19 protein-coding genes are annotated in these 18,457 nt (G+C 40.8%); 7 read left to right on the forward strand and 12 right to left on the reverse strand.

The genetic code is table 11. The annotated features are described in order from the left end of the window. Positions 1-168: 168 nt before the first annotated feature. Positions 169-915 (reverse strand): NIPSNAP family protein, encoded by a 747-nt coding sequence (locus ACFSKV_RS13560; RefSeq protein WP_380803694.1) that lies wholly within the window; start codon positions 913-915, stop codon positions 169-171. A 20-nt stretch (positions 916-935) separates the two neighbouring features. Then, complete coding sequence (locus ACFSKV_RS13565; protein ID WP_380803697.1) at positions 936-1,307, reverse strand: transmembrane 220 family protein; 372 nt, start codon at positions 1,305-1,307, stop codon at positions 936-938. Between the two features lie 127 nt (positions 1,308-1,434). Here ACFSKV_RS13565 and ACFSKV_RS13570 point away from each other — a divergent pair, with 127 nt between their 5' ends. Next, positions 1,435-1,854 carry a hypothetical protein gene (locus ACFSKV_RS13570; RefSeq protein WP_380803700.1) on the forward strand — a complete coding sequence of 140 codons (420 nt, stop codon included), beginning with the start codon at positions 1,435-1,437 and terminating at the stop codon, positions 1,852-1,854. Positions 1,855-1,858: 4 nt separating this feature from the next. On the opposite strand, the gene rhaM is transcribed toward ACFSKV_RS13570, so the two are convergent. Then, positions 1,859-2,152 carry an L-rhamnose mutarotase gene (rhaM, locus tag ACFSKV_RS13575; RefSeq protein ID WP_380803703.1) on the reverse strand — a complete coding sequence of 98 codons (294 nt, stop codon included), beginning with the start codon at positions 2,150-2,152 and terminating at the stop codon, positions 1,859-1,861. Positions 2,153-2,282: 130 nt separating this feature from the next. On the opposite strand from rhaM, the gene ACFSKV_RS13580 reads away from it, so the two are divergent. Continuing rightward, complete coding sequence (locus tag ACFSKV_RS13580; RefSeq protein WP_380803706.1) at positions 2,283-3,683, forward strand: sugar porter family MFS transporter; 1,401 nt, start codon at positions 2,283-2,285, stop codon at positions 3,681-3,683. Positions 3,684-3,789: 106 nt separating this feature from the next. Here the strand turns inward: ACFSKV_RS13580 and ACFSKV_RS13585 are convergent, their stop codons facing one another. The 5 genes from ACFSKV_RS13585 to ACFSKV_RS13605 form a co-directional block, all read right to left on the reverse strand. After that, entirely contained in the window at positions 3,790-4,350 is a 561-nt protein-coding gene (locus ACFSKV_RS13585; protein WP_380803709.1) for a LutC/YkgG family protein, read from the reverse strand. Next, on the reverse strand, positions 4,347-5,705 hold the full coding sequence (locus ACFSKV_RS13590; protein WP_380803711.1) for a lactate utilization protein B: 1,359 nt from the start codon (positions 5,703-5,705) through the stop codon (positions 4,347-4,349). The genes ACFSKV_RS13585 and ACFSKV_RS13590 overlap by 4 nt, the downstream gene beginning before the upstream one ends. Further along, the gene (locus ACFSKV_RS13595) at positions 5,702-6,457 is read right to left on the reverse strand and encodes a (Fe-S)-binding protein (protein ID WP_380803714.1); all 756 of its coding nucleotides are present in this window, start codon (positions 6,455-6,457) and stop codon (positions 5,702-5,704) included. The genes ACFSKV_RS13590 and ACFSKV_RS13595 overlap by 4 nt, the downstream gene beginning before the upstream one ends. Positions 6,458-6,711: 254 nt before the next feature. Next, entirely contained in the window at positions 6,712-8,001 is a 1,290-nt protein-coding gene (locus tag ACFSKV_RS13600; RefSeq protein ID WP_380803716.1) for an ATP-binding protein, read from the reverse strand. Positions 8,002-8,276: 275 nt separating this feature from the next. Then, on the reverse strand, positions 8,277-8,507 hold the full coding sequence (locus ACFSKV_RS13605; protein WP_380803718.1) for a hypothetical protein: 231 nt from the start codon (positions 8,505-8,507) through the stop codon (positions 8,277-8,279). Positions 8,508-8,717: 210 nt separating this feature from the next. Between ACFSKV_RS13605 and ACFSKV_RS13610 the strand changes: the two genes are divergently transcribed. Both ACFSKV_RS13610 and ACFSKV_RS13615 read left to right on the forward strand, forming a co-directional pair. Then, positions 8,718-9,026, forward strand: coding sequence for a DUF3784 domain-containing protein (locus ACFSKV_RS13610; RefSeq protein ID WP_380803721.1), 309 nt, complete (start codon positions 8,718-8,720; stop codon positions 9,024-9,026). Positions 9,027-9,065: 39 nt separating this feature from the next. Next, a complete protein-coding gene (locus ACFSKV_RS13615; protein WP_380803723.1) occupies positions 9,066-9,443 on the forward strand; it encodes a hypothetical protein in 378 nt (125 codons plus the stop codon). 151 nt (positions 9,444-9,594) lie between these two features. Here the strand turns inward: ACFSKV_RS13615 and ACFSKV_RS13620 are convergent, their stop codons facing one another. The 3 genes from ACFSKV_RS13620 to ACFSKV_RS13630 all read right to left on the reverse strand — a co-directional run bounded on the left by ACFSKV_RS13620 (position 9,595) and on the right by ACFSKV_RS13630 (position 14,792). After that, on the reverse strand, positions 9,595-10,914 hold the full coding sequence (locus ACFSKV_RS13620; RefSeq protein WP_380803726.1) for an FGGY-family carbohydrate kinase: 1,320 nt from the start codon (positions 10,912-10,914) through the stop codon (positions 9,595-9,597). Between the two features lies 1 nt (position 10,915). After that, positions 10,916-12,193 carry a sugar isomerase gene (locus ACFSKV_RS13625; protein WP_380803728.1) on the reverse strand — a complete coding sequence of 426 codons (1,278 nt, stop codon included), beginning with the start codon at positions 12,191-12,193 and terminating at the stop codon, positions 10,916-10,918. A 490-nt stretch (positions 12,194-12,683) separates the two neighbouring features. Then, positions 12,684-14,792, reverse strand: a complete 2,109-nt coding sequence (locus tag ACFSKV_RS13630; protein WP_380803731.1) for a bifunctional aldolase/short-chain dehydrogenase — start codon at positions 14,790-14,792, stop codon at positions 12,684-12,686. 156 nt (positions 14,793-14,948) lie between these two features. On the opposite strand from ACFSKV_RS13630, the gene ACFSKV_RS13635 reads away from it, so the two are divergent. Then, positions 14,949-15,977, forward strand: a complete 1,029-nt coding sequence (locus tag ACFSKV_RS13635) for a GntR family transcriptional regulator (RefSeq protein WP_380803733.1) — start codon at positions 14,949-14,951, stop codon at positions 15,975-15,977. Between the two features lie 5 nt (positions 15,978-15,982). Here ACFSKV_RS13635 and ACFSKV_RS13640 read toward each other — a convergent pair whose 3' ends face one another. Then, a complete protein-coding gene (locus ACFSKV_RS13640) occupies positions 15,983-16,693 on the reverse strand; it encodes a hypothetical protein (RefSeq protein ID WP_380803735.1) in 711 nt (236 codons plus the stop codon). Between the two features lie 202 nt (positions 16,694-16,895). Between ACFSKV_RS13640 and ACFSKV_RS13645 the strand changes: the two genes are divergently transcribed. Both ACFSKV_RS13645 and ACFSKV_RS13650 read left to right on the forward strand, forming a co-directional pair. Continuing rightward, positions 16,896-18,296 (forward strand): purine-cytosine permease family protein, encoded by a 1,401-nt coding sequence (locus ACFSKV_RS13645; protein ID WP_380803738.1) that lies wholly within the window; start codon positions 16,896-16,898, stop codon positions 18,294-18,296. Next, positions 18,293-18,457 (forward strand): hypothetical protein, encoded by a 165-nt coding sequence (locus ACFSKV_RS13650; RefSeq protein ID WP_380803742.1) that lies wholly within the window; start codon positions 18,293-18,295, stop codon positions 18,455-18,457. The genes ACFSKV_RS13645 and ACFSKV_RS13650 overlap by 4 nt, the downstream gene beginning before the upstream one ends.

Below are 18,457 nucleotides of genomic sequence, written 5' to 3' on the forward strand. Positions count from 1 at the left end.
AGAGAATTTAGAAACAAAAGACAAGAGGCAAGAGTGAAATCTTGTGCCAAGTTCAAAGTACCATGTACCAAGTTTCGAATAAACTTGGGTACAATTGTGAGTAGTACAAAAAATTTAGAAAATAAAAATTCCCTGTGGTTGCGCATTAAGGCAACCACAGGGATTTTTTTATTTCATGGGTGAAAAAGGTAATGGTTTCAAATAAAGAGAGACTACCTTTTCAACAATAGGACCTGTCTCTTCAGATTTGTCCCTGACCATGATCCATACTGGATCTTTTCCAAAGTTCTGGAAGGATTTTTTTCCGGCTTTTTCGCTTTTATGGGCTAATAAATAAACCAGTTTGGGTTGAGACCCATCCTTTTCTTCTGTATACCAATACATGACATTGGTCATGCCATGTTTTTGGAAAAGTTCTCGTGTATAATCCCTGAAGCGGGCATTAATGGCATCCACTCTCCCTGGAAACATATAATATGTTCTTAATTCAAATACCCTTTTCCCTTCATTTTGCCATCTGACGATTTCAGGGTTCAATTCCGGAGCTATTTCCATAAATACCTGATCTACTTTGGCCACCAAAGGTCCATTGGCTTCAGAAGCCTGACGAGCTGCCACCCATTCTGGATCATTGGCAAATTTATTCCATAGGACATCCCTTGATTCTTTATCCGGATAAGCAAGGATAAATGTCAAGGTATTGTTTGACTCATCAGTAGGGATGAAATAGCCAATATTTTCAATCCCGTTTTTTTCAAATAGTTTCAGGGTATGGTCTTGAAAGCGTTTAATAAGATCCGGTCTCTTTCCTTCATGGGCGGTATAAGTACGCATTTCAAAATAGCGGGTATCCTGTGCAAGATTAATTTGCGAGATAACCAATAAAGGAAGAATAAAAAGGATTAATTTTTTCATAATGCAATAAATATGATAGTTTAATTTTTCTTTTTCCAACCAACATAAGCTGATACGGATAATACTACTGCTACAATTAGCAGACCAAAAGTCTCTCTGGCTTCCTCAGATTCTTTTGTTTTCATGGTCAAGTCCTTATTTTCCAATTCAAAACCTATCCATTCCCAAACAGACTCGGGAAAGAAATAAATGGCTCCAATAATACAGGCTATAATGGATATGGATAAAGGTATCATGGGGTGCTTACCTTTTGCGGCCATTCCTGAAAACAATGCAGCAATAATATAAATGGAAACCCAGATCTCAGGGTCAGGATCATTGACTTGCCAATAAGCGAATAGCAGGAAAGCAATAATCCAGAAAACAAAGAAATATTTGGTGAAGGTTTTCATAGGTATTGGGTTAATTTTATGAAAGTAGGGAATTATTAGAGTTTAGGCAAATGTTTTCAGACAGGATGTTTTTCTTTGGCTTGAAAATCAAATTGGAGTAAATTAAGTAAAAACCAGATTGAAATTTATGTGGGTAAGCATAAGAAACAAAGGAACTGAAGTTATTACCGAACCGGAAGTACGAATTGAAAAGGAGGTGGTCAAAATGGCCAAAGAATCCATTGAGGTGGAGAAACAGGTAATCGTTCATGTGACTATTAAATCATCCTACGCTTGGTGGCAGTTACGGATTTGGCCGAGTACTTATTTGATACCAAAAGAAGGTATAAATAAATCAAAATTGCTGAATGTTGAAAATATCCCATTTTATCCTCAGTGGCTTCATGTTTTTGGCCCAAGCCATCGGTTTACATTGATTTTTGAAGGATTACCTAAAGATTGTAAAGTTTTTGACCTCATAGAAGAAATTCCCCAAGAGGGTGGTTTTAAGGCCTTGGGAATCAAAAGAAATCTGAGTGATGTATACCATGTGAAGATATTTGATTAATGGATTAAATAAGCCGAAACACTTCTTTTAATTCTGTGCTTATCGGAGAATTATCAGAGTTGGTTTCCATCAAATCTGCCATGTAGGACCACCATTTTTGCACCACTGGATGGCTTCCCAAGTCTTGTGAATTTCCTTCGCCTGATACTTTCTGGAAAGCAAAAAGTGTATAAGTTTCCTGATCCAGGAAAATATGATATTCACTGATACCTGAGTCCATGAGGAGTTCCTTAAGTTCAGGCCAAATTTCCTCATGTCTTCTTTGGTATTCCTTCTCATTGCCTGGGAAAAGTTTCATCTTAAATGCAAAAGTTTTCATTTGATCTTAATGTTAATTGTATAGGTTGAGTCTAAAATAAGCATTATTGGTGATTTGGATTGCATTGATTAACTTTTAAGGATATTGTTAAAGGAACAAATAAGGGTAAATGAATCAATCGATAACTTACAACCAGAAATATATTTGGCTGATTAGCATGACTGCAGCCTTGGGTGGTTTTCTCTTTGGGTACGACTGGGTGGTGATTGGAGGAGCCAAACCCTTTTATGAACCTTTTTTCAACATCACCTCTCCAACAGATCAGGGGTGGGGTACCAGTTCTGCTTTGGTAGGATGCATGGTAGGAGCTATCCTATGCATCATTCTAAGTGATAAATTAGGCAGGAAAAAATTATTGATTTTTTCTGGTTTCCTTTTTTCCCTTTCAGCCATAGGGACTGCCCTTTCTGATACCTTTTGGTGGTTTAATTTTTATAGAATAGCAGGAGGGGTGGCCATGGGTATAGCGCTAAACCTTTCTCCTTTGTATATAGCAGAGATTGCCCCACCTGAGAAAAGAGGGATGTTTGTGACCATCAACCAACTTTTGATCATGATTGGGGTCTTGTTGGCACAACTTACCAATTGGCAGATTTCCTTATTGGACAAGGAATTGATAGATGATGCCAGTTTCGAAATGATTGCGGCCAGTTGGAGTGGGAATTATGGCTGGAGGTGGATGTTTGGCGTGGAAGTTATCCCGGCCATGCTGTTTTTTTTCCTGATGTTTTTCGTGCCGGAAAGTGCCAGGTGGTTGATCAAAAACAATGAAGAGGCCAAAGCGAGAAAAATATTGCGTAAGATCGGTGGGGAGTTTTATGAAAACCTTTCTGTTTCTGAGATAAAAACTACCCTAAGAACTGAAGATTTGGCAAGGGTTAACTTCAAAGAATTACTGAATAAGCGGGTTGTCAAATTTCTAGCCATTGGGGTGTTCTTGTCATTTTTGCAACAATGGAGTGGGGTAAATGTGATCATTTACTACGCCGCTGATATATTCCAGGCCGCTGGTTATAACCTGAAGCAGATGATGTTGAATATCGTCGTGATCGGATCGGTGATGGTATTGTCTGTATTCATTACCATATTTACGGTTGATAGATTCGGCAGAAAGAAACTTTTGCTGATAGGCACTTCTGCGATGGCATTTTTATACCTGCTGATAGGATACTCCTTCTATGCGGATGAAGGAGGATGGGTTGTCGTATTTTTGGTTTTGGCCAACGTAATGTTTTATTCCTTTACCCTGGCTCCTTTGTTGTGGGTGGTGCTTTCTGAGATTTTTCCGACAAGAATACGGGGAGCAGCGATGTCAATCGCGGCCCTCGCACATTGGGTGGGAAATTTTACCCTCACCTATTCTTTCCCAACTATTAAAGAAAATCTGGGCTGGGCCAATAACTTTTGGCTTTACGGAGCTATCTGTGCATTTGGATTTATTGTGCTTTATTTTGTTCTGCCTGAGACAAAAGGTAAAAGTTTGGAGCAAATTGAAAGGGAATTAGGGTGATTTACTTAAAAGTTTATTTCCGTAAATCCTTAATGTTTCAAAATTCTCCGCAATCCACCTTTCACCTTCTCACTTTATCTAGGCTCTCGCTTCTAATCTCTCGTCTCTACCTTAAAACCACCCTCAAACTCTTCGCCCCATGTGCCCCGATCACCAAGGATTGTTCAATATCTGCTGTCTTTGAAGGACCGGCGATAAAAAGTCCGAAACCCGAATGCTGCTCTCCTATTTTTTGATAAGCTTCGTGCATATTGGAAACCAAGGATTTTTCCTCCAATACCATCACCAAATGCTCGGTGATAAAAGGTAAAGCCCTTAAGCCCAAGTTTTCATCCGTCAACCAAATGGCCCCATTTTCTGCCACACCAAATTGACCCTGAATAATGGCCACTTCCAGATCATTTAATTCATGGGCATCGGTTGGTAAAGGCAGGGTGGAAAGGTTTTCCATTCCTTTGGCTAAACTAATGATTCTTTCAAAGCGGTTGGTTTCCAGAAATTCTTTTAACCCGGATTCCGTAATCACTTCACCTTTATTGCTTTCAATGGATTGGATAAAGCGGGAAGGGATATTTTCTGTGAAATGGAAATCGGGTATCTCAGGAAGATGGCCGCTTTCTCTCGGTATAGCTTTGATTTTGGCTAAAATATTTACTCTGCTGCTCATGACCTGTTCTTTTTGTACCAATCTTTGAAAGTTTCATTTGGCGTTTCGGGGAGATCCCGCTGCTTGCCCCAGGTATTCAGCCCTGAATAGGTAATGCTGTCAGGCAGGAATTTCAAGGCTCCCCGCATCATCGTTCCGATGACTTTATAGGCAAAAGGGACGGCAAATATCCCATTGGCGATTTTCATGGAAATGCTTTTCGCATTGGTTCCCTGGGCTTTGGTGATTTCCTGCCTCCATTCATAGAGTTGTTCATGGATATTGATTTTCACAGGACAGACATCCGAACAAGATCCACACAGGGTGGAGGCAAAGGGTAGTGAACTGTGTTTCTTTAAATCAAGGCCTGGAGATAGAATGGAGCCTATAGGACCTGGGACCACAGAGCCATAACTGTAACCGCCACTTCTTCTATAAATGGGACAGGTATTCATACATGCTCCGCATCGGATACATTTGAGGGAATTTTTGAATTTCTCTCTGGCCAACTGTTCTGTACGTCCATTGTCCACCAGGACGATATGGATTTCCTTTCCCGAATCAGGGGATCGGAAGTGCGAATTGTAATTGGTAATGGGTTGCCCAGTGGCAGAGCGTGCAAGCAACCTAAGGAATATCCCCAGATCCTTTCTTCTGGGAATGATTTTCTCAATGCCCATGCAGGCAATGTGCACATTGGCCAAATGGACCCCCATGTCGGCATTGCCTTCATTGGTACAAACTACAAATTCCCCTGTTTCGGCTACACCAAAATTCACTCCGGTAATGGCCACTTTGGCACCCAGAAACTTTTCCCTCAAATGCAATCTGGCAGCATGGGTGAGGTAAGCAGGGTCTTCGTTGCCTTTTTCGGTATGCAGTTTTTCATGGAAAAGCTCAGAAATATCCCTTTTTTTTAAGTGGATCGCAGGCAACACGATGTGGCTAGGTGGTTGGTTAAGGAACTGGACAATACGTTCTCCCAGATCCGTATCTACCACTTCAATCCCGTTTTTTTCCAGGTATGGGTTGAGGTGACATTCTTCCGTGAGTATGGATTTGCTTTTGACGATGGCTTTGCACTGATGCCTTTGAAGGATACCGAGCACAATCTGGTTGTGCTCTTCTGCATCCTTGGCCCAATGCACCTGTATGCCATTGGCTTTGGCCTTTTCTTCAAATTGAATAAGGTATTTATCCAGATTGGCCAGCACATTGTCTTTGATCTGGGAAGCCAATTCCCTTAATTGTTCCCATTCAGGAATGGTCTTGCTGATGGTGTCCCGCTTGTCCCGGACAAACCACAGGGTTTCATCATGCCACTTGGCTTTGGCAGTGTCCTGTAAAAATTCCGATGCTTTGGCAGGATGGCTCATGAGATGGCTTGGTTTAGGATTTCGGCAATATGCATAAATTTCAAAGGCTGCTTATTCCTCTTGGCAATGCCTTCCAGGTGCATAATGCAGGACATGTCCCCGCCGGTGAGGAATTCCACACCGTGCGCTAAATGATCCTCCAATCGGTCTTTGCCCATTTGAACGGAAAGGGCCTCTTCCGTAACAGCGAAGGTTCCACCGAATCCGCAGCATTCGTCTTTCCGCATCAATTCCACCCACTCCAAACCTTCAATTTGGTTGAGCAGCTGCTTGGCCTTGCTAAAAAAAGGTTCATTTCTTTCAGAGCAGGAGCCTAACCTTAAGCCCCTATGCCCGTGGCAGGAGGCATGGAAGCCCACTTTGTGCGGGAAAGCCCCTTTGAGGTTTTCCACTTTCAAGACATCAGTGAGAAATTCAGTCAGTTCAAAAATTTTATGGTGGAGGTTGTCTTGTTCCTTTTCCATTCCCGGGATGTGGGCTGCATGGTCTTTGATATGCAGCACACAGCTACCGGAAGGGGCTACTATGTAATCGTACTCCATGAAAGTTTCCACAAAGTGTTTGGTGGTGCCGATGGTATCCCTTTCATATCCTGCATTGGCCATTGGCTGTCCACAGCAGGTCTGCCCAAGGGGATAATTGACCTGGCAACCCAGTTTCTCCAATAATTCCAATGTCGCAATGCCTACTTTTGAGTAGAACTGATCGACGTAACAGGGGATGAAAAGACCGATTTTTTTATTTAGAGTCATAAGTTGATGCTGCTGCAAGACGGATATTTGTGGATATTAAGATATAGGTTGAGATTTATTTGCCCAATTCAATAGCTATTTAATTTCCAACAGTATCCATAAATATCTATTAATTTCGATAAATATCCTTCAGTATTTTTGAAAGGGAAATTTTCTCAGGATAGGGTTTTTAAATATCCAAAAAAGTACAGATTGATATATCCTGTGGTGTCGGGTTTTTTGAGGATAAGGTTAAAGATTAATTAGATACTATATCAAGTAATGGTTTGGATTCCATACAATGGAATATTGATTAGCCAATCCTCTTTTCTGTAGTCCGATAGCGAAGTTCTGATATTTGTTTCAGTTTTGTGCTTTTCTACAAATACCTTTAAACTTTTGGCTTTAAGATTTTCTTCTGCCTTTACCTCAATAGGGATGATTTTTCCCTGAAGTTGAATGAGAAAATCGATCTCAGCTGTAGCGTTATCGGCCGACCAATAATATGGACTTAAGCCGGAAGCTATCAATTGCTGAAGAACAAATTGTTCGGTAATAGCTCCTTTAAATTCCGTAAATAGTTGATTTCCTTCCAAAATGGTGATGGCATCTATCTCAACCATAGCCCCCATAAGTCCAATATCCAAATGAAAAAGCTTAAAAGCACCAAAATCCTCGTAGGCTTTTAGAGGAATTGCTGCTTTTGAAACACGGTTGACTCGATGTACCAATCCACAATCCATCAACCAAGCCAAGGCCATTTCAAAATCTTTTGCCCTTGCCCCTTTTTTTATCTGGCCATAAATAAATTTTCTATTCTCTTTACTAAGCTGGGAAGGAATGGCATTCCAAACCATCCGGATCCGAGGAACAATTTCGAATGGGGCATGTTTCGAAAAATCCTGCTGATATGCATCTAAGATTCTGGCCTGAACTCTTCTGACTGCTTCAAAGTCCTTTGTTTCCAAAAATAGTTGAACAGCCTCTGGCATACCACCGATGAAATAATATTGTTTAAGCAGGCTTTTTAGTTTCTGGGAGAAGGGTTTGATCATGTCCCAGTCCTGCGAAAATAGCAGATTGTTGAGTGCTTCTTCTCCATTTGCCTCCAAAAATTCTTCAAAATCCAAAGGATACAAATCCAGGAATTCAACCTTTCCTACCGGAAAAGACGTGCCTTCATGTAAGGCTACCCCTAATAGAGAACCTGCTGCAATAACATGGTATTCTGTTGCATTTTCTTGGAAATATTTTAATGATGTTAGCGCTCCTTTAGATTCCTGTATTTCATCCAGAATCACTAAAGTGTTTTCTGGATCAATTTTAATCCCTGTTTCAATCTGAATGGCCATCAATAAGCGGTCAGTTTCAAAATCCTGTTCAAAAACCTGCTTCATGGTCTGACTGCTTTCAAAATTGACGTAGGCTACCTTTTGATAGTGTTGTGCACCAAAGGACTTCATCAGCCAGGTTTTCCCTACCTGTCTTGCCCCACGGATGACCAATGGTTTTCTTTTTGGGGAGTTTCTCCATTTGATCAGTGCTTTGGTTAATTTTCTTTTCATAAAAACATGAATGATACTAGTTACAAAAATACACTTTTTCAAATGAAAAAATGTGTTTAATAACACTTTTTCAAATGAAAAAATGTGAATTATTGCATTTTTATGAAGGAAAATAACCGTAAATGAATCTGATGAAAGGGGTTTATGACCTTAATAGATCTCTTAATTCAATCTTCTTTTGAAATTCACTAAAAATTTCTTGAATTAAAACTACAGAAGGTGCACAGGAAGAAGCCAATCCTGTGATTGGTTTGGTAAATTTGAAGTGAGTGCGATCAGACTCCCAAAAAACCTTCAAAGTTTTGTCTGCTGACAACTGCTGTTTGGTGCTCAGGATAGCTTTGGAGAAAAGATACACGAAATCTGACTTTTTGATCTTTCCATTTGAACTCATTGGCATATAACATCCCATCAGTTTCTTCCAGGTAATCTATTTCAGCTTTGTCATGCGTTCTCCAAATCGAAAAATTACGCCTAAAATTTAGAATACAATCTAAAAAATACACCTTAAATTTCGATTTATGCTGTGATTTTGATTTGGATTCAAATCAATAAGTTGGTTTTTTGATTCATTCCCAAATCAATACTTGTTATTTTCTAATTTTTATTTTTTTAAGAAGTTTGAATTTATTGCCAATGTTTCAAACTAATGTTTCCGTATTTCGTTATTTATTGTAATTTTAAAAGTCTGATTTTGGGGTTTAAACAAACAATTTATGGAAAGCATTTACACAGGATTATTTTTTATCGCAATAGGTATTTTGGTGAAGTTATTTCCCAATCTAATGGCAGGATACAATCAGTTTTCCCAAAAAGAAAAGGAAAATGCCATTGCCAATGGGTTGCCTACTTTCGGAAGTGCAGTTTTTGTAGTGATGGGATTGCTTTCGATATCAGGATATTTTCTTGGGATATGGTTGGATCAACCCGGAATAGGCATGGTCATAAGCCTTGGGGTAACCTTGCTAGGGGTGGTAGTTTTAATTGTTTTTGGGAATAGGTTTACAAGAGAGCGGGTCAGATAAAACTACATTGTCTATTGATTAACATTTATTCAATGCCCTATGAGAATTTTAAGTGAAAGCGCAAGAATATTGATGTTTATGCTGGTAGCATGTTTTTGTTTAGGGAGTTGCTCAACAGAGGAGCCTTTTGATGAACAGCTGTCTGCATGTGGAACTTCGGATGTATTAAGTGAGCTTCCTTGGTTAAAAGAACAATTTGAGCTGATCAAAAGCGCACCTAGCGGGATCATTTTGTACCAATACAATTCCAGAGAGGTAATCGAGATCCAATCTTCCTTGATGAGTTCTACCAATCAATCGCAGTATTACTGTGATGGAACTAAACTGAATTTCGATGGTCCTGAAGTATATCAGGATTTTTTGACGAACCGGGTTGAGGTAAAAATTCTCTATGGTGTTGATTTGTGGGGGAAATAGTTCTGCGGGAGTGAATTTTTACCTGACAGGATTACATTTCTATTGAATATCGAACAGTTCTAATCGCAAAATTTATATAAAAACAGCGATCAAAATCGCTAAATTGATATAAATTTTGCGGTTATATGCCTTTTCCCGGGATTTTTAAAGTTTAATTCACCAACATCCCTGCCCCCAGTGCCGTTCCTAAAGCAAAGTCAGTAGTTTCAATGCTGATTCCAGGTAATTTGTACCGCAGCATCCCCACAAAAATGGGATTGGCATTGAAGCCTCCATCAATATAGAGTTTTTGGGCTTTGGTACCTTTTAGCACAAGTTGGAGGGAGGCTACTTGCAGATCAGTGAGTTCATGGATAAAGCTGTAATAGGCATCTTCAAAATCTGCAAAACCTTTCCAGTCTGTTTCGTTGGCTTGTGAAATTACAAAGACCTCAGGCTTAAGGTATTCAAACCTGAACCGTTTGTGGGTTTTCGATCTGGCTTTATCGTACCGCTCCTTTTCAAAGGACAGTGCTTTGTAGTAGCCTTTTTCCAATTGGAAATGGGCATAGAGCTTTTCGATCTGTACTTTGTGCTCTTCCCCGATAAAAAGACGGCTGATTTTGATGGGACGGCCTTCCTTGCTCAAAAAATGGAGACAGTCTTTGCGGAGTTCGTCCAAAGTCAAAGGAGCATCATTAAATGGATTGATGCTTATGGCCCAAGTACCCGTCGACAAAAGGGCAAAAGGTGCTGTATTGCTGGTCAAATAGGGCAATAAAGCAGATGAAGAATCATGCACCCCAACTCCCACACTCATGCTGTGCCGGTCAAAGGTCTTGGCAAAACTGGTTGTAGTATCCACCACTTCTGGTAATATATTGTCGATCCCTTCTGCATTGACCCAGTGATGATACGCTCCTTTGGAAAAATCCCATAAGCCTGTATGACAGCCTATGCTCGTATATTCTGAAACAGCTTTTCCCGTAAAAAGAAATGAAAGGTATTGGGGAAGGTGAAGACTTCGGTGGATTTTCTTAAAGATTTCCGGTTTGGCGTATTTTAGCCAATAAAGCTGTAGGCCGGAATTCAACATGCCTAAAGCCGGGGAGGAGGTTTCTTGGCTGAACTTTTCCGCTGGGCCGTAGTTGGAATAAAACTGTTCTAAAATGTCCTCGGGATACTTTTTCAGGTAATTGTACAGGGGAGCGACCGGATTTCCCAATTGGTCAATATGCACAAAAGAAGCCCCGTAGGTGGTGAAATTGAGTTTGACGACCAGAAATTGAGGCAGAGCTAAAGCTTCTTTCAAGGTTTGCTTGACCCATTGGGTCAGTGCCTGAATGGATTCACAATCTTCACCGTCTTCATCCTGTATATAATCCAGGCGATGATACACCTTATAGACTTCCTTCAAGTCCTTGTCAAACAGAAAGAACTTCTTATTGGTCTTTCCAATGTCAAATATGGCGGTTACTTTGATGGGGTCCATGTTACAATCCGCTGGCTTTACTGTCTTTGCCTCTTTCCTTGATCAGTGTTTCCCTTACTTTCAGTTCCCGATAGCTATGGATAGGGGATATGGCTCCACCGCTTTGGCGGATAGATTCCCGTACCAAAGGTCTCAAATCAGTTCTATACGCATCCTGTAGGATTTCCTGGGCCAAGGTCACATCATGGGAAGCTTGTGCCGCATGCAGGGCATTTTGATCCACAATCAAAGCTTGTGCATAGGCAAGTTTGATGGCTTCTACGGATTGTAACAAATCCTCCAGAGGATCTTTCAAATTGTGGCTGGCATCAATCATCCAAGCAGGAGAAGGATTTGCCGTTTCTTCAAAACCTACCACCAGTTCATTGAAAATAAGGAAAAGTTGGTATGGTTTGATGCTTCCCACTGTAAGGTCATCATCCCCGTATTTGGAGTCGTTGAAATGGAAGCCTCCCAGTTTTTCTTCTGTCATCAAGGTGGCAACAATCTGCTCGATATTGGTGTTGGGCAGGTGATGGCCCAGATCTACTAAGGTGAAAGCCTTTTCTCCAAGTTTATTGGCCAACAGAAAGGAAGTGCCCCAATCCTGTATGACCGTGCTATAAAAATAAGGTTCATAAGGTTTGTACTCTACGAGCATTTTCCAGTCGGGAGGGAGTTCCTGATAGATTTCCTGAAGGGACACATAGGTGTTTTGCAGGGCTTTGCGGAAACTGTGTTGTCCGGGAAAGGATGATCCATCCGCCAACCAAACCGTCAGGGCTTTGGAACCCAGTTTTTCTCCTATTCGGATCACTTCTTTGTTATGTTCAATAGCAAGTTCCCGGATGGCTTTGTCATGATTGGCCAGAGAGCCGAATTTATAGGACAGGTTTTGGTCTGCCTGATCCTGAAAGGTGTTGGAATTTACCGCATCAAAACCGATTTCCACATCTGAAGCTGCTTGGAGGATAGCATCATAGTCCTGAGGAATATCCCATGGGATATGGAGGGAAACCGAATCACTGGACCGGTTGAGGGCATGGAGAATGCCTATGTCCTGTATTTTTTGGATTAAAGTAGCGGGTTCTCCACCTCCTGAAAATCGCCCGAAGCGGGTTCCTCCCGTGCCCAAAGCCCAGGAAGGTATGGCAATCTGAAGGGTTTGGAGTTTTTGGATCAAAGCTTCTACATTCAATCCTTTTTTCTCCAGGTTTTCTGCAAGGAAATTGAATTCACGGGAATGGGTGATTTCTCTGGGTTTATTGCTCGATTGGATATGTTCAGAGGTTATTTTCATTTAGTATTTACTGCAATTTTTTGGATGAATAACAAATTAAGGGAAATAACCTGTCCTTGTCATTTCGAGTTTTCACATTAGTTAGATGTCCAGAAACGTGCGTCACTCTGACGAAGGAAGAGTCTCCCAAACCAGGGGAGATTCCACGTAATTCTACGGGACAGGCATTAGCTCGTTCCTCGCTGAATGACGACCAAACATATGTCATAACAATTCTGTAAAAACCAATTTTTGGCACCAATGACAGAATTATTATCTTCCCCTAGGCAAGCTCTGGGACCGGAAGCTTAGCTTTTTCAGGAGGGGGAGGGAAATGTGGCAGAGCCGCATTTCCCTCCCCCTCCTCTTATTTATTCCTTATCCGGTGGCCGAGCCTGTCTGTGCCAAACAGGCTTGTCGAGGCCTTACCTTTTAATCTGTCATTGCCTTTCTGTATATAACAAATTTTAAAATCTCAGGGTGACGTAATAGTAAATGTCGAACATCAACCTTACCTCACAAAAGCCGCCGCTACCCCTCCATCCACATTCAGTATATTCCCCGTAGACTTGGAAAGTAATCCACCCACAAAAGCAAATACTCCGTTGGCAATATCTTCGGTGGAAATGATTTCATTCATTAAAGTTCTTTTGGCATAGTAAGCGGGCAATTCCTCAACGGTAACGCCATAAGCTTTAGCCCTTCCTTCTGCCCATTTGCCTTCCCATATTTTGGAACCTTCGATGACTGCGTCCGGATTGACCACATTGACCCGGATTTTGTCAGGGCCAAGTTCGGCAGCCAGCAATCTTGACATATGTGCTTGGGCAGCTTTAGCGGTGCCATAGCCCACATTGTTTGGTCCGGAAACAAGTGCATTCTTTGAAACTATATTGATGATATCTCCACCTAAACCTTGGGCTCTCAGAACCGATACCCCTGCTTGGGAGACTTTAAACTGTCCTTTGACCAGGACATCATTGAGTAAATCCCAGTCAGCTTCTGTGGTATCTGCCAAAGGTTTACTGATGGCCAATCCGGCACAGTTGACGATAATGTCAACTCCGCCGAAGGCCAGACAGGCTTCTTTATAGGCTTGAGCAATTGTATCATTATCCAGCACATCAAGCTTAACGGCGATGGCTGCATCTTTTCCAAAATCTTTTCTGGCTTTGGCCAAACGGTCCTCATCAATATCAGAAAGCACCACACAGGCTCCTTCAGAGGCAAATTTATCTGCAATGGCTTTTCCGATTCCTCCCGCACTTCCGGTTATCAATGCCACTTTTCTTGAAAGGGCTTTTTCTTTGGGCATGCGTTGGAGCTTAGCTTCTTCCAACAACCAGTATTCAATATCAAATGCTTCCTGAAGGGGAAGTGATACATATTCAGAGACTGCTTCTGCACCACGCATCACATTGATGGCATTGATGTAAAATTCTGAAGCCACCCGGGAGGTTTGTTTGTCCTTGGCATAGGAAAACATGCCCACACCTGGCCATAATATAATTACAGGATTGGGGTCACGCATTGCAGGGCTGTTGGCCCGCTTGTGTTTTTCGTAATAGCCTTTGTATCCTTCCCTGTATTGGGCAAAAAGTTGTCCAATATGGTCTTTGATGGCGTTCAAATCACTTAAGTCTTGATTTGAAGGAATGTCCAATACCAAAGGGGCGATTTTTGTCCTCAGGAAATGGTCAGGGCAGGAAGTACCTAATGGTGCCAGTTTGCTCAAGTCATGGGAATTGATGAATTGTAATACTGTATCCGAATCATTGAAAGTTCCTACCATTCGGTTGTAGCTAGAGGCCAGTCCTCTCAACAAAGGAGCGATCTTTGCTGCTTGTTCTTTCCTTTGATCTGGTTCCAATGCTTTTGTTTTCTCACCCCCGAACACAGGTCTTTTTTTACCATAATTTGCTTCCAAATAAGCAGAGGCTTTTTCAATCACTTCCAAACTGTTGATATAACATTCATAGGCGGTATCACCCCAAGTAAACAGCCCATGTCCACCCAGCATAATACCACGGATTCCGGGATTGGCTTTGAGGGCATTTCTCAACTGCAATCCCAAATCGAAACCTGGCCTTTGCCAAGGTACCCATGCAATCTGACCTTCAAATAATTCATTTGTTATTTTTTCCCCGTTCTTGGATGCTGCAATGGCGATGGCAGCATCAGGATGCAAGTGGTCAATGTGCTTGAAAGGCAAAAAAGAATGAAGAGGTGTATCAATTGATGGAGCCTTTGAGTCCAAATCATAAATACAATGATTAAAAAGGCCTACCATTTCATCTTCATGTTCAATCCCACGGTAGATTCCTTCCAAAGAACGGAGCTTGTCCACATAAAGTGCGGCCAGTCCTGATTTGGTCAAGGTACCGATATCACCGCCAGATCCTTTGACCCACATGACTTCCACATCTTTTCCGGTAAGGGGATCTTTTTCTATTGTTTTACAGGAAGTATTGCCTCCTCCGTAATTGGTGATTCTTAAATCTGCTCCCAAAATATTGGAACGGTATATCAATAAGGCAACTTCATCATTGCCCAGTGCAGCTGCTTTTTTTTCGTCCCATAAGTAGGACACGTGATTAAAGGGTTTATTGCCTGATTTCATCTATTTTTTAGCATTTAATATTCCAAATTTATTCAAATATATATCATTATTATAGCCTTGGCATCCTGTACTATACTGTTGGTAAGATCTTGATCAGGATTTGTTTTTATTTTCGATTTATTCTAATCTTACCTCATTATTTGACCCAAATGCTATATGAAGTTGGACTTAATCATCGATGAGAATTCCAGTATTCCTAAATATATCCAAATAGTAAAAGCGATTAAGTCCTTAATTGTAGCGGATTCTCTCAGATATGGTGATAAAATCCCATCCATTAATAATCTCAGTAATGAATACTATCTTTCAAGGGATACCGTGGAAAAGGCTTATGTCATTCTCAAAAAACAGGGAATCATTGAGTCTGTAAAAGGGAAAGGTTATTATATCAGCCATCATTCTGATCTTTCAAAATACAGGATACTCCTACTTTTTAACAAACTCAGTTCTTATAAAAAAGAGATTTTCAATGCCTTGATTGTTGCCTTGGAAGATAGGGGAGAAATTAGTTTTCATGTTCACCACTGTGAGTATGATCTATTGAAAAAAATAATCGAGAAGCAAAAAGAGGCATTTGATTATTATGTGATCATGCCCCACTTCAAAAAAGATCAGGAAGAGAAGGCGGTTGCTTTGTTGAAAACTTTACCAAAGGAAAAACTTATTTTTTTGGATAATAAGCTTGAAGGTATCCCATGCTACGGAGCGGTTTTTCAGGATTTCAAGTCTGATATTTATGAAGCTTTAAATACCTTACTGCCAAGGTTAGAGAAATACATGAAATTGCTGATGGTTTTTCCTTCACATTCCAATTATCCCTATCCTGAGAAAATCCTATTGGGGTTTAAAAAATTCACTGTTGAGGTAGGGGTGGATTTTGAGGTGATTTCTGAAATCAGTGAAGAAAGAAAGCTTGAAAAGGGAGAGGCTTATATTGTTATTGAAGAAAATGATCTGGTGAATCTTATCAAAAAGGCCAGGGAAACCAATGGTTTAGAAATAGGGAAGAATTTCGGAATTCTTTCTTACAATGAGACGCCCCTCAAGGAAGTCCTGCAGAATGGAATTACAGTCATCAGTACGGATTTCTCAGCCATGGGCAAAACTGCTGCTGAAATGATATTGAACAAAAAAGGAAATTTGGTTAAAAATAAATTCAAAGTGATAGTAAGGGCATCTCTATAACTATGTCAATCATCCCAGTCCAAAAGCCACCTTGAAGTTCTATAAAACCTTCCTTTTACCTCTGCATCCTGAATATAAATATGTTTGCCTGATTGACCTTCCAAGACAGCACTGAATTTCATTGTAGCTTCCACAAATGCTGTTCCTTGAGTTTCAGGATATTCCACTTCAGTAATTAAAATAGATGATGGCTGGTTTTTAACGTCTTTACTGGTGTAAAGGATATCATCTTCCCATAGTTCTATTATAAATTTTCCAACATCTTCGAATCCTGAGCTAATCCCATACTGTCCTTCTTGGAATAGGTTATAAAATGAGTCTTTGCTACTGAATTCTTCACAAGGAAAAACTCCCAGAACATTGATATACCTTTTAAATGATCCATATTCTGGCTCACTTAATTTGTATTCCTGCAAGCTGATCCCAGTCGCAAGAAATGGATTCACTACATATTCATAGGTAATTCCGCAGTTTCCGGTTCCTGTAGAAGCTATTTGATAAGGATAAACATCATTCCAACAGACTCCCTCCTGTTTGGTTGGTTTTTTGAATCCCGATTGAATGGGATTAGTGGTATAATAATTCAAGATAAAAGAAGCATAAAAATCAGTTGTGGGCTCACAGGAAAATACAATTTCAGGAACAACATCATCCTCACAGGAAGAAAATATAATTAAACAAAATAATGCAGTAAGGATTAATGAGTATTTCTTCATAAAAAGGAATGAGATGGAAAATGATTCTATTATGCTCTAACGCAAATGCTGACTAAGTGGATAGTTTTTTAATAGGAGTTTTAAAGTTTTTTTGATTTGGTCAAATCACTTGAATTGGTAAATATTATTTTAAACAGGATAAAGCAGGATAGAAATCCCCCATAGAATTTTGTATTTTTCATTTTCAACCCAAAATCAGCCTATGGAGAAAGAGATAAGGCAACACAAGCCAACCGAAATCAGTGAATTTGAACGACAATCTGTTCCGGCTTCCAACTTCAAAGACTGGAGGAAATTTTTGGGCATGTATGCCGGGGAACATGCAGCGGGTACTGAATTTGTCATAGGTCCTTTGTTTTTGACCGCCGGGGTATCGGCTTTTGATCTGATAGTAGGTTTGATATTGGGAAATTTCTTAGCCGTCTTAACCTGGCGCTATATCACCACCCCAATTGCTACATCAGAGCGTTTGACCTTGTATTACAAACTTGAAAAAATCGCTGGGAGAAGGTTGGTGACTGGTTATAACTTGGCCAATGGGCTATTGTTCTGTTTTTTGGCTGGGGCTATGATTACAGTATCGGCTACTGCAGTGGGCATCCCTTTTGATATGCCCATGCCGGCATTGTCCGATACCTTGCCTTCAAGTTTATCCTGGATTTTAGTGGTGCTTGGAGTTGGAGCGGTGATTTCATTTGTAGCAGCAAAAGGTTACGATTCGGTTTCCAGGTTTTCCAATATTGCCGCCCCATGGATGGTGATGGTATTTCTGATTGCTGGAATAGTCGCGGCCAAAAGATTAGGTGTGAATAGCTTTGCCGATCTTTGGGCTGTTTGGGGATCAGGATCTGAACCATTTCCTGGTCAGATTAAATTCACCTTTTGGCATGTTGTGTTTTTTGCCTGGTTCTGTAATGCAGCCATGCATTTGGGAATGTCAGATATGACAGTCCTCCGCTATGCCAACAAAAACTCTGTAGGTTGGACCACTGCAGCAGGGATGTATGTCGGGCACTTTATGGCCTGGATAGCTGCCTGCCTGATGTTTGCCCTTTACTTAAAAAGTCCTGAGGCAGCCGCTATCTTTGCTAATGGGGATGTGCCCAGTGTTTCACCAGGGCCATTGGCTTATGATGTAGTTGGCTTGGCCGGATTAGTTTGTGTGTTGGTGGCAGGGTGGACCACTGCCAATCCTACCATCTATAGAGCAGGTCTTGCGTTTCAGGCAATTTTCCCCAAAAGTTCAACAGTAAAAGTAACCCTGATATCCGGTGGCATTGCTACCATTGCGGGTCTGTTTCCTGCATTTGCCATGAGGTTGTTGGATTTTGTGGCGGTCTATGGCTTTATTTTGGCACCTGTTGGAGCTATTATTTTTTTCGAGCACCACTTTGCTGGAAGATTTGGATTAAAAGAAAATTATGCAGAAGCGAATGCAAAATCTTTTAATTGGGCGGTGTTAATGGCCTGGTTGATCAGCATGGTTTTGTTTTATGGTATTTCGGTTTATCAGGGTGTATTCTTATCTTTCTTTACTCTTCCTGCCTGGATTACCTGTGGTCTCTTGTATTTGGTGTTTAGCAAAACCTTCCATAAAAAATGAAAAGTCTATTGTTCTCAGGTTTGGTTCTTATCCTTATGTTTTTAATTGCTATAGGTTTTTATCTGGATTGGATAGACCAATACCAGTTAAAGGCCAGTTTATTCGGTGCTACCCTGCTCTGGTTTGTAGGTAAATTCTTTCTGGAAAGAAAAAAGGCCTGA

Origin of the sequence: Shivajiella indica, from assembly GCF_042683085.1 — a bacterium.
GTDB classification, from domain to species: Bacteria; Bacteroidota; Bacteroidia; order Cytophagales; family Cyclobacteriaceae; genus Shivajiella; species Shivajiella indica.

Coding starts and splice junctions, on each gene's coding strand:
- ACFSKV_RS13560 (WP_380803694.1), bottom strand. CDS start 915: ATGAAAAAATTAATCCTTTTTATTCTTCCTTTATTGGTTATCTCGCAA.
- ACFSKV_RS13565 (WP_380803697.1), bottom strand. CDS start 1,307: ATGAAAACCTTCACCAAATATTTCTTTGTTTTCTGGATTATTGCTTTC.
- ACFSKV_RS13570 (WP_380803700.1), top strand. CDS start 1,435: ATGTGGGTAAGCATAAGAAACAAAGGAACTGAAGTTATTACCGAACCG.
- rhaM (WP_380803703.1), bottom strand. CDS start 2,152: ATGAAACTTTTCCCAGGCAATGAGAAGGAATACCAAAGAAGACATGAG.
- ACFSKV_RS13580 (WP_380803706.1), top strand. CDS start 2,283: ATGAATCAATCGATAACTTACAACCAGAAATATATTTGGCTGATTAGC.
- ACFSKV_RS13585 (WP_380803709.1), bottom strand. CDS start 4,350: ATGAGCAGCAGAGTAAATATTTTAGCCAAAATCAAAGCTATACCGAGA.
- ACFSKV_RS13590 (WP_380803711.1), bottom strand. CDS start 5,705: ATGAGCCATCCTGCCAAAGCATCGGAATTTTTACAGGACACTGCCAAA.
- ACFSKV_RS13595 (WP_380803714.1), bottom strand. CDS start 6,457: ATGACTCTAAATAAAAAAATCGGTCTTTTCATCCCCTGTTACGTCGAT.
- ACFSKV_RS13600 (WP_380803716.1), bottom strand. CDS start 8,001: ATGAAAAGAAAATTAACCAAAGCACTGATCAAATGGAGAAACTCCCCA.
- ACFSKV_RS13610 (WP_380803721.1), top strand. CDS start 8,718: ATGGAAAGCATTTACACAGGATTATTTTTTATCGCAATAGGTATTTTG.
- ACFSKV_RS13615 (WP_380803723.1), top strand. CDS start 9,066: ATGAGAATTTTAAGTGAAAGCGCAAGAATATTGATGTTTATGCTGGTA.
- ACFSKV_RS13620 (WP_380803726.1), bottom strand. CDS start 10,914: ATGGACCCCATCAAAGTAACCGCCATATTTGACATTGGAAAGACCAAT.
- ACFSKV_RS13625 (WP_380803728.1), bottom strand. CDS start 12,193: ATGAAAATAACCTCTGAACATATCCAATCGAGCAATAAACCCAGAGAA.
- ACFSKV_RS13630 (WP_380803731.1), bottom strand. CDS start 14,792: ATGAAATCAGGCAATAAACCCTTTAATCACGTGTCCTACTTATGGGAC.
- ACFSKV_RS13635 (WP_380803733.1), top strand. CDS start 14,949: ATGAAGTTGGACTTAATCATCGATGAGAATTCCAGTATTCCTAAATAT.
- ACFSKV_RS13640 (WP_380803735.1), bottom strand. CDS start 16,693: ATGAAGAAATACTCATTAATCCTTACTGCATTATTTTGTTTAATTATA.
- ACFSKV_RS13645 (WP_380803738.1), top strand. CDS start 16,896: ATGGAGAAAGAGATAAGGCAACACAAGCCAACCGAAATCAGTGAATTT.
- ACFSKV_RS13650 (WP_380803742.1), top strand. CDS start 18,293: ATGAAAAGTCTATTGTTCTCAGGTTTGGTTCTTATCCTTATGTTTTTA.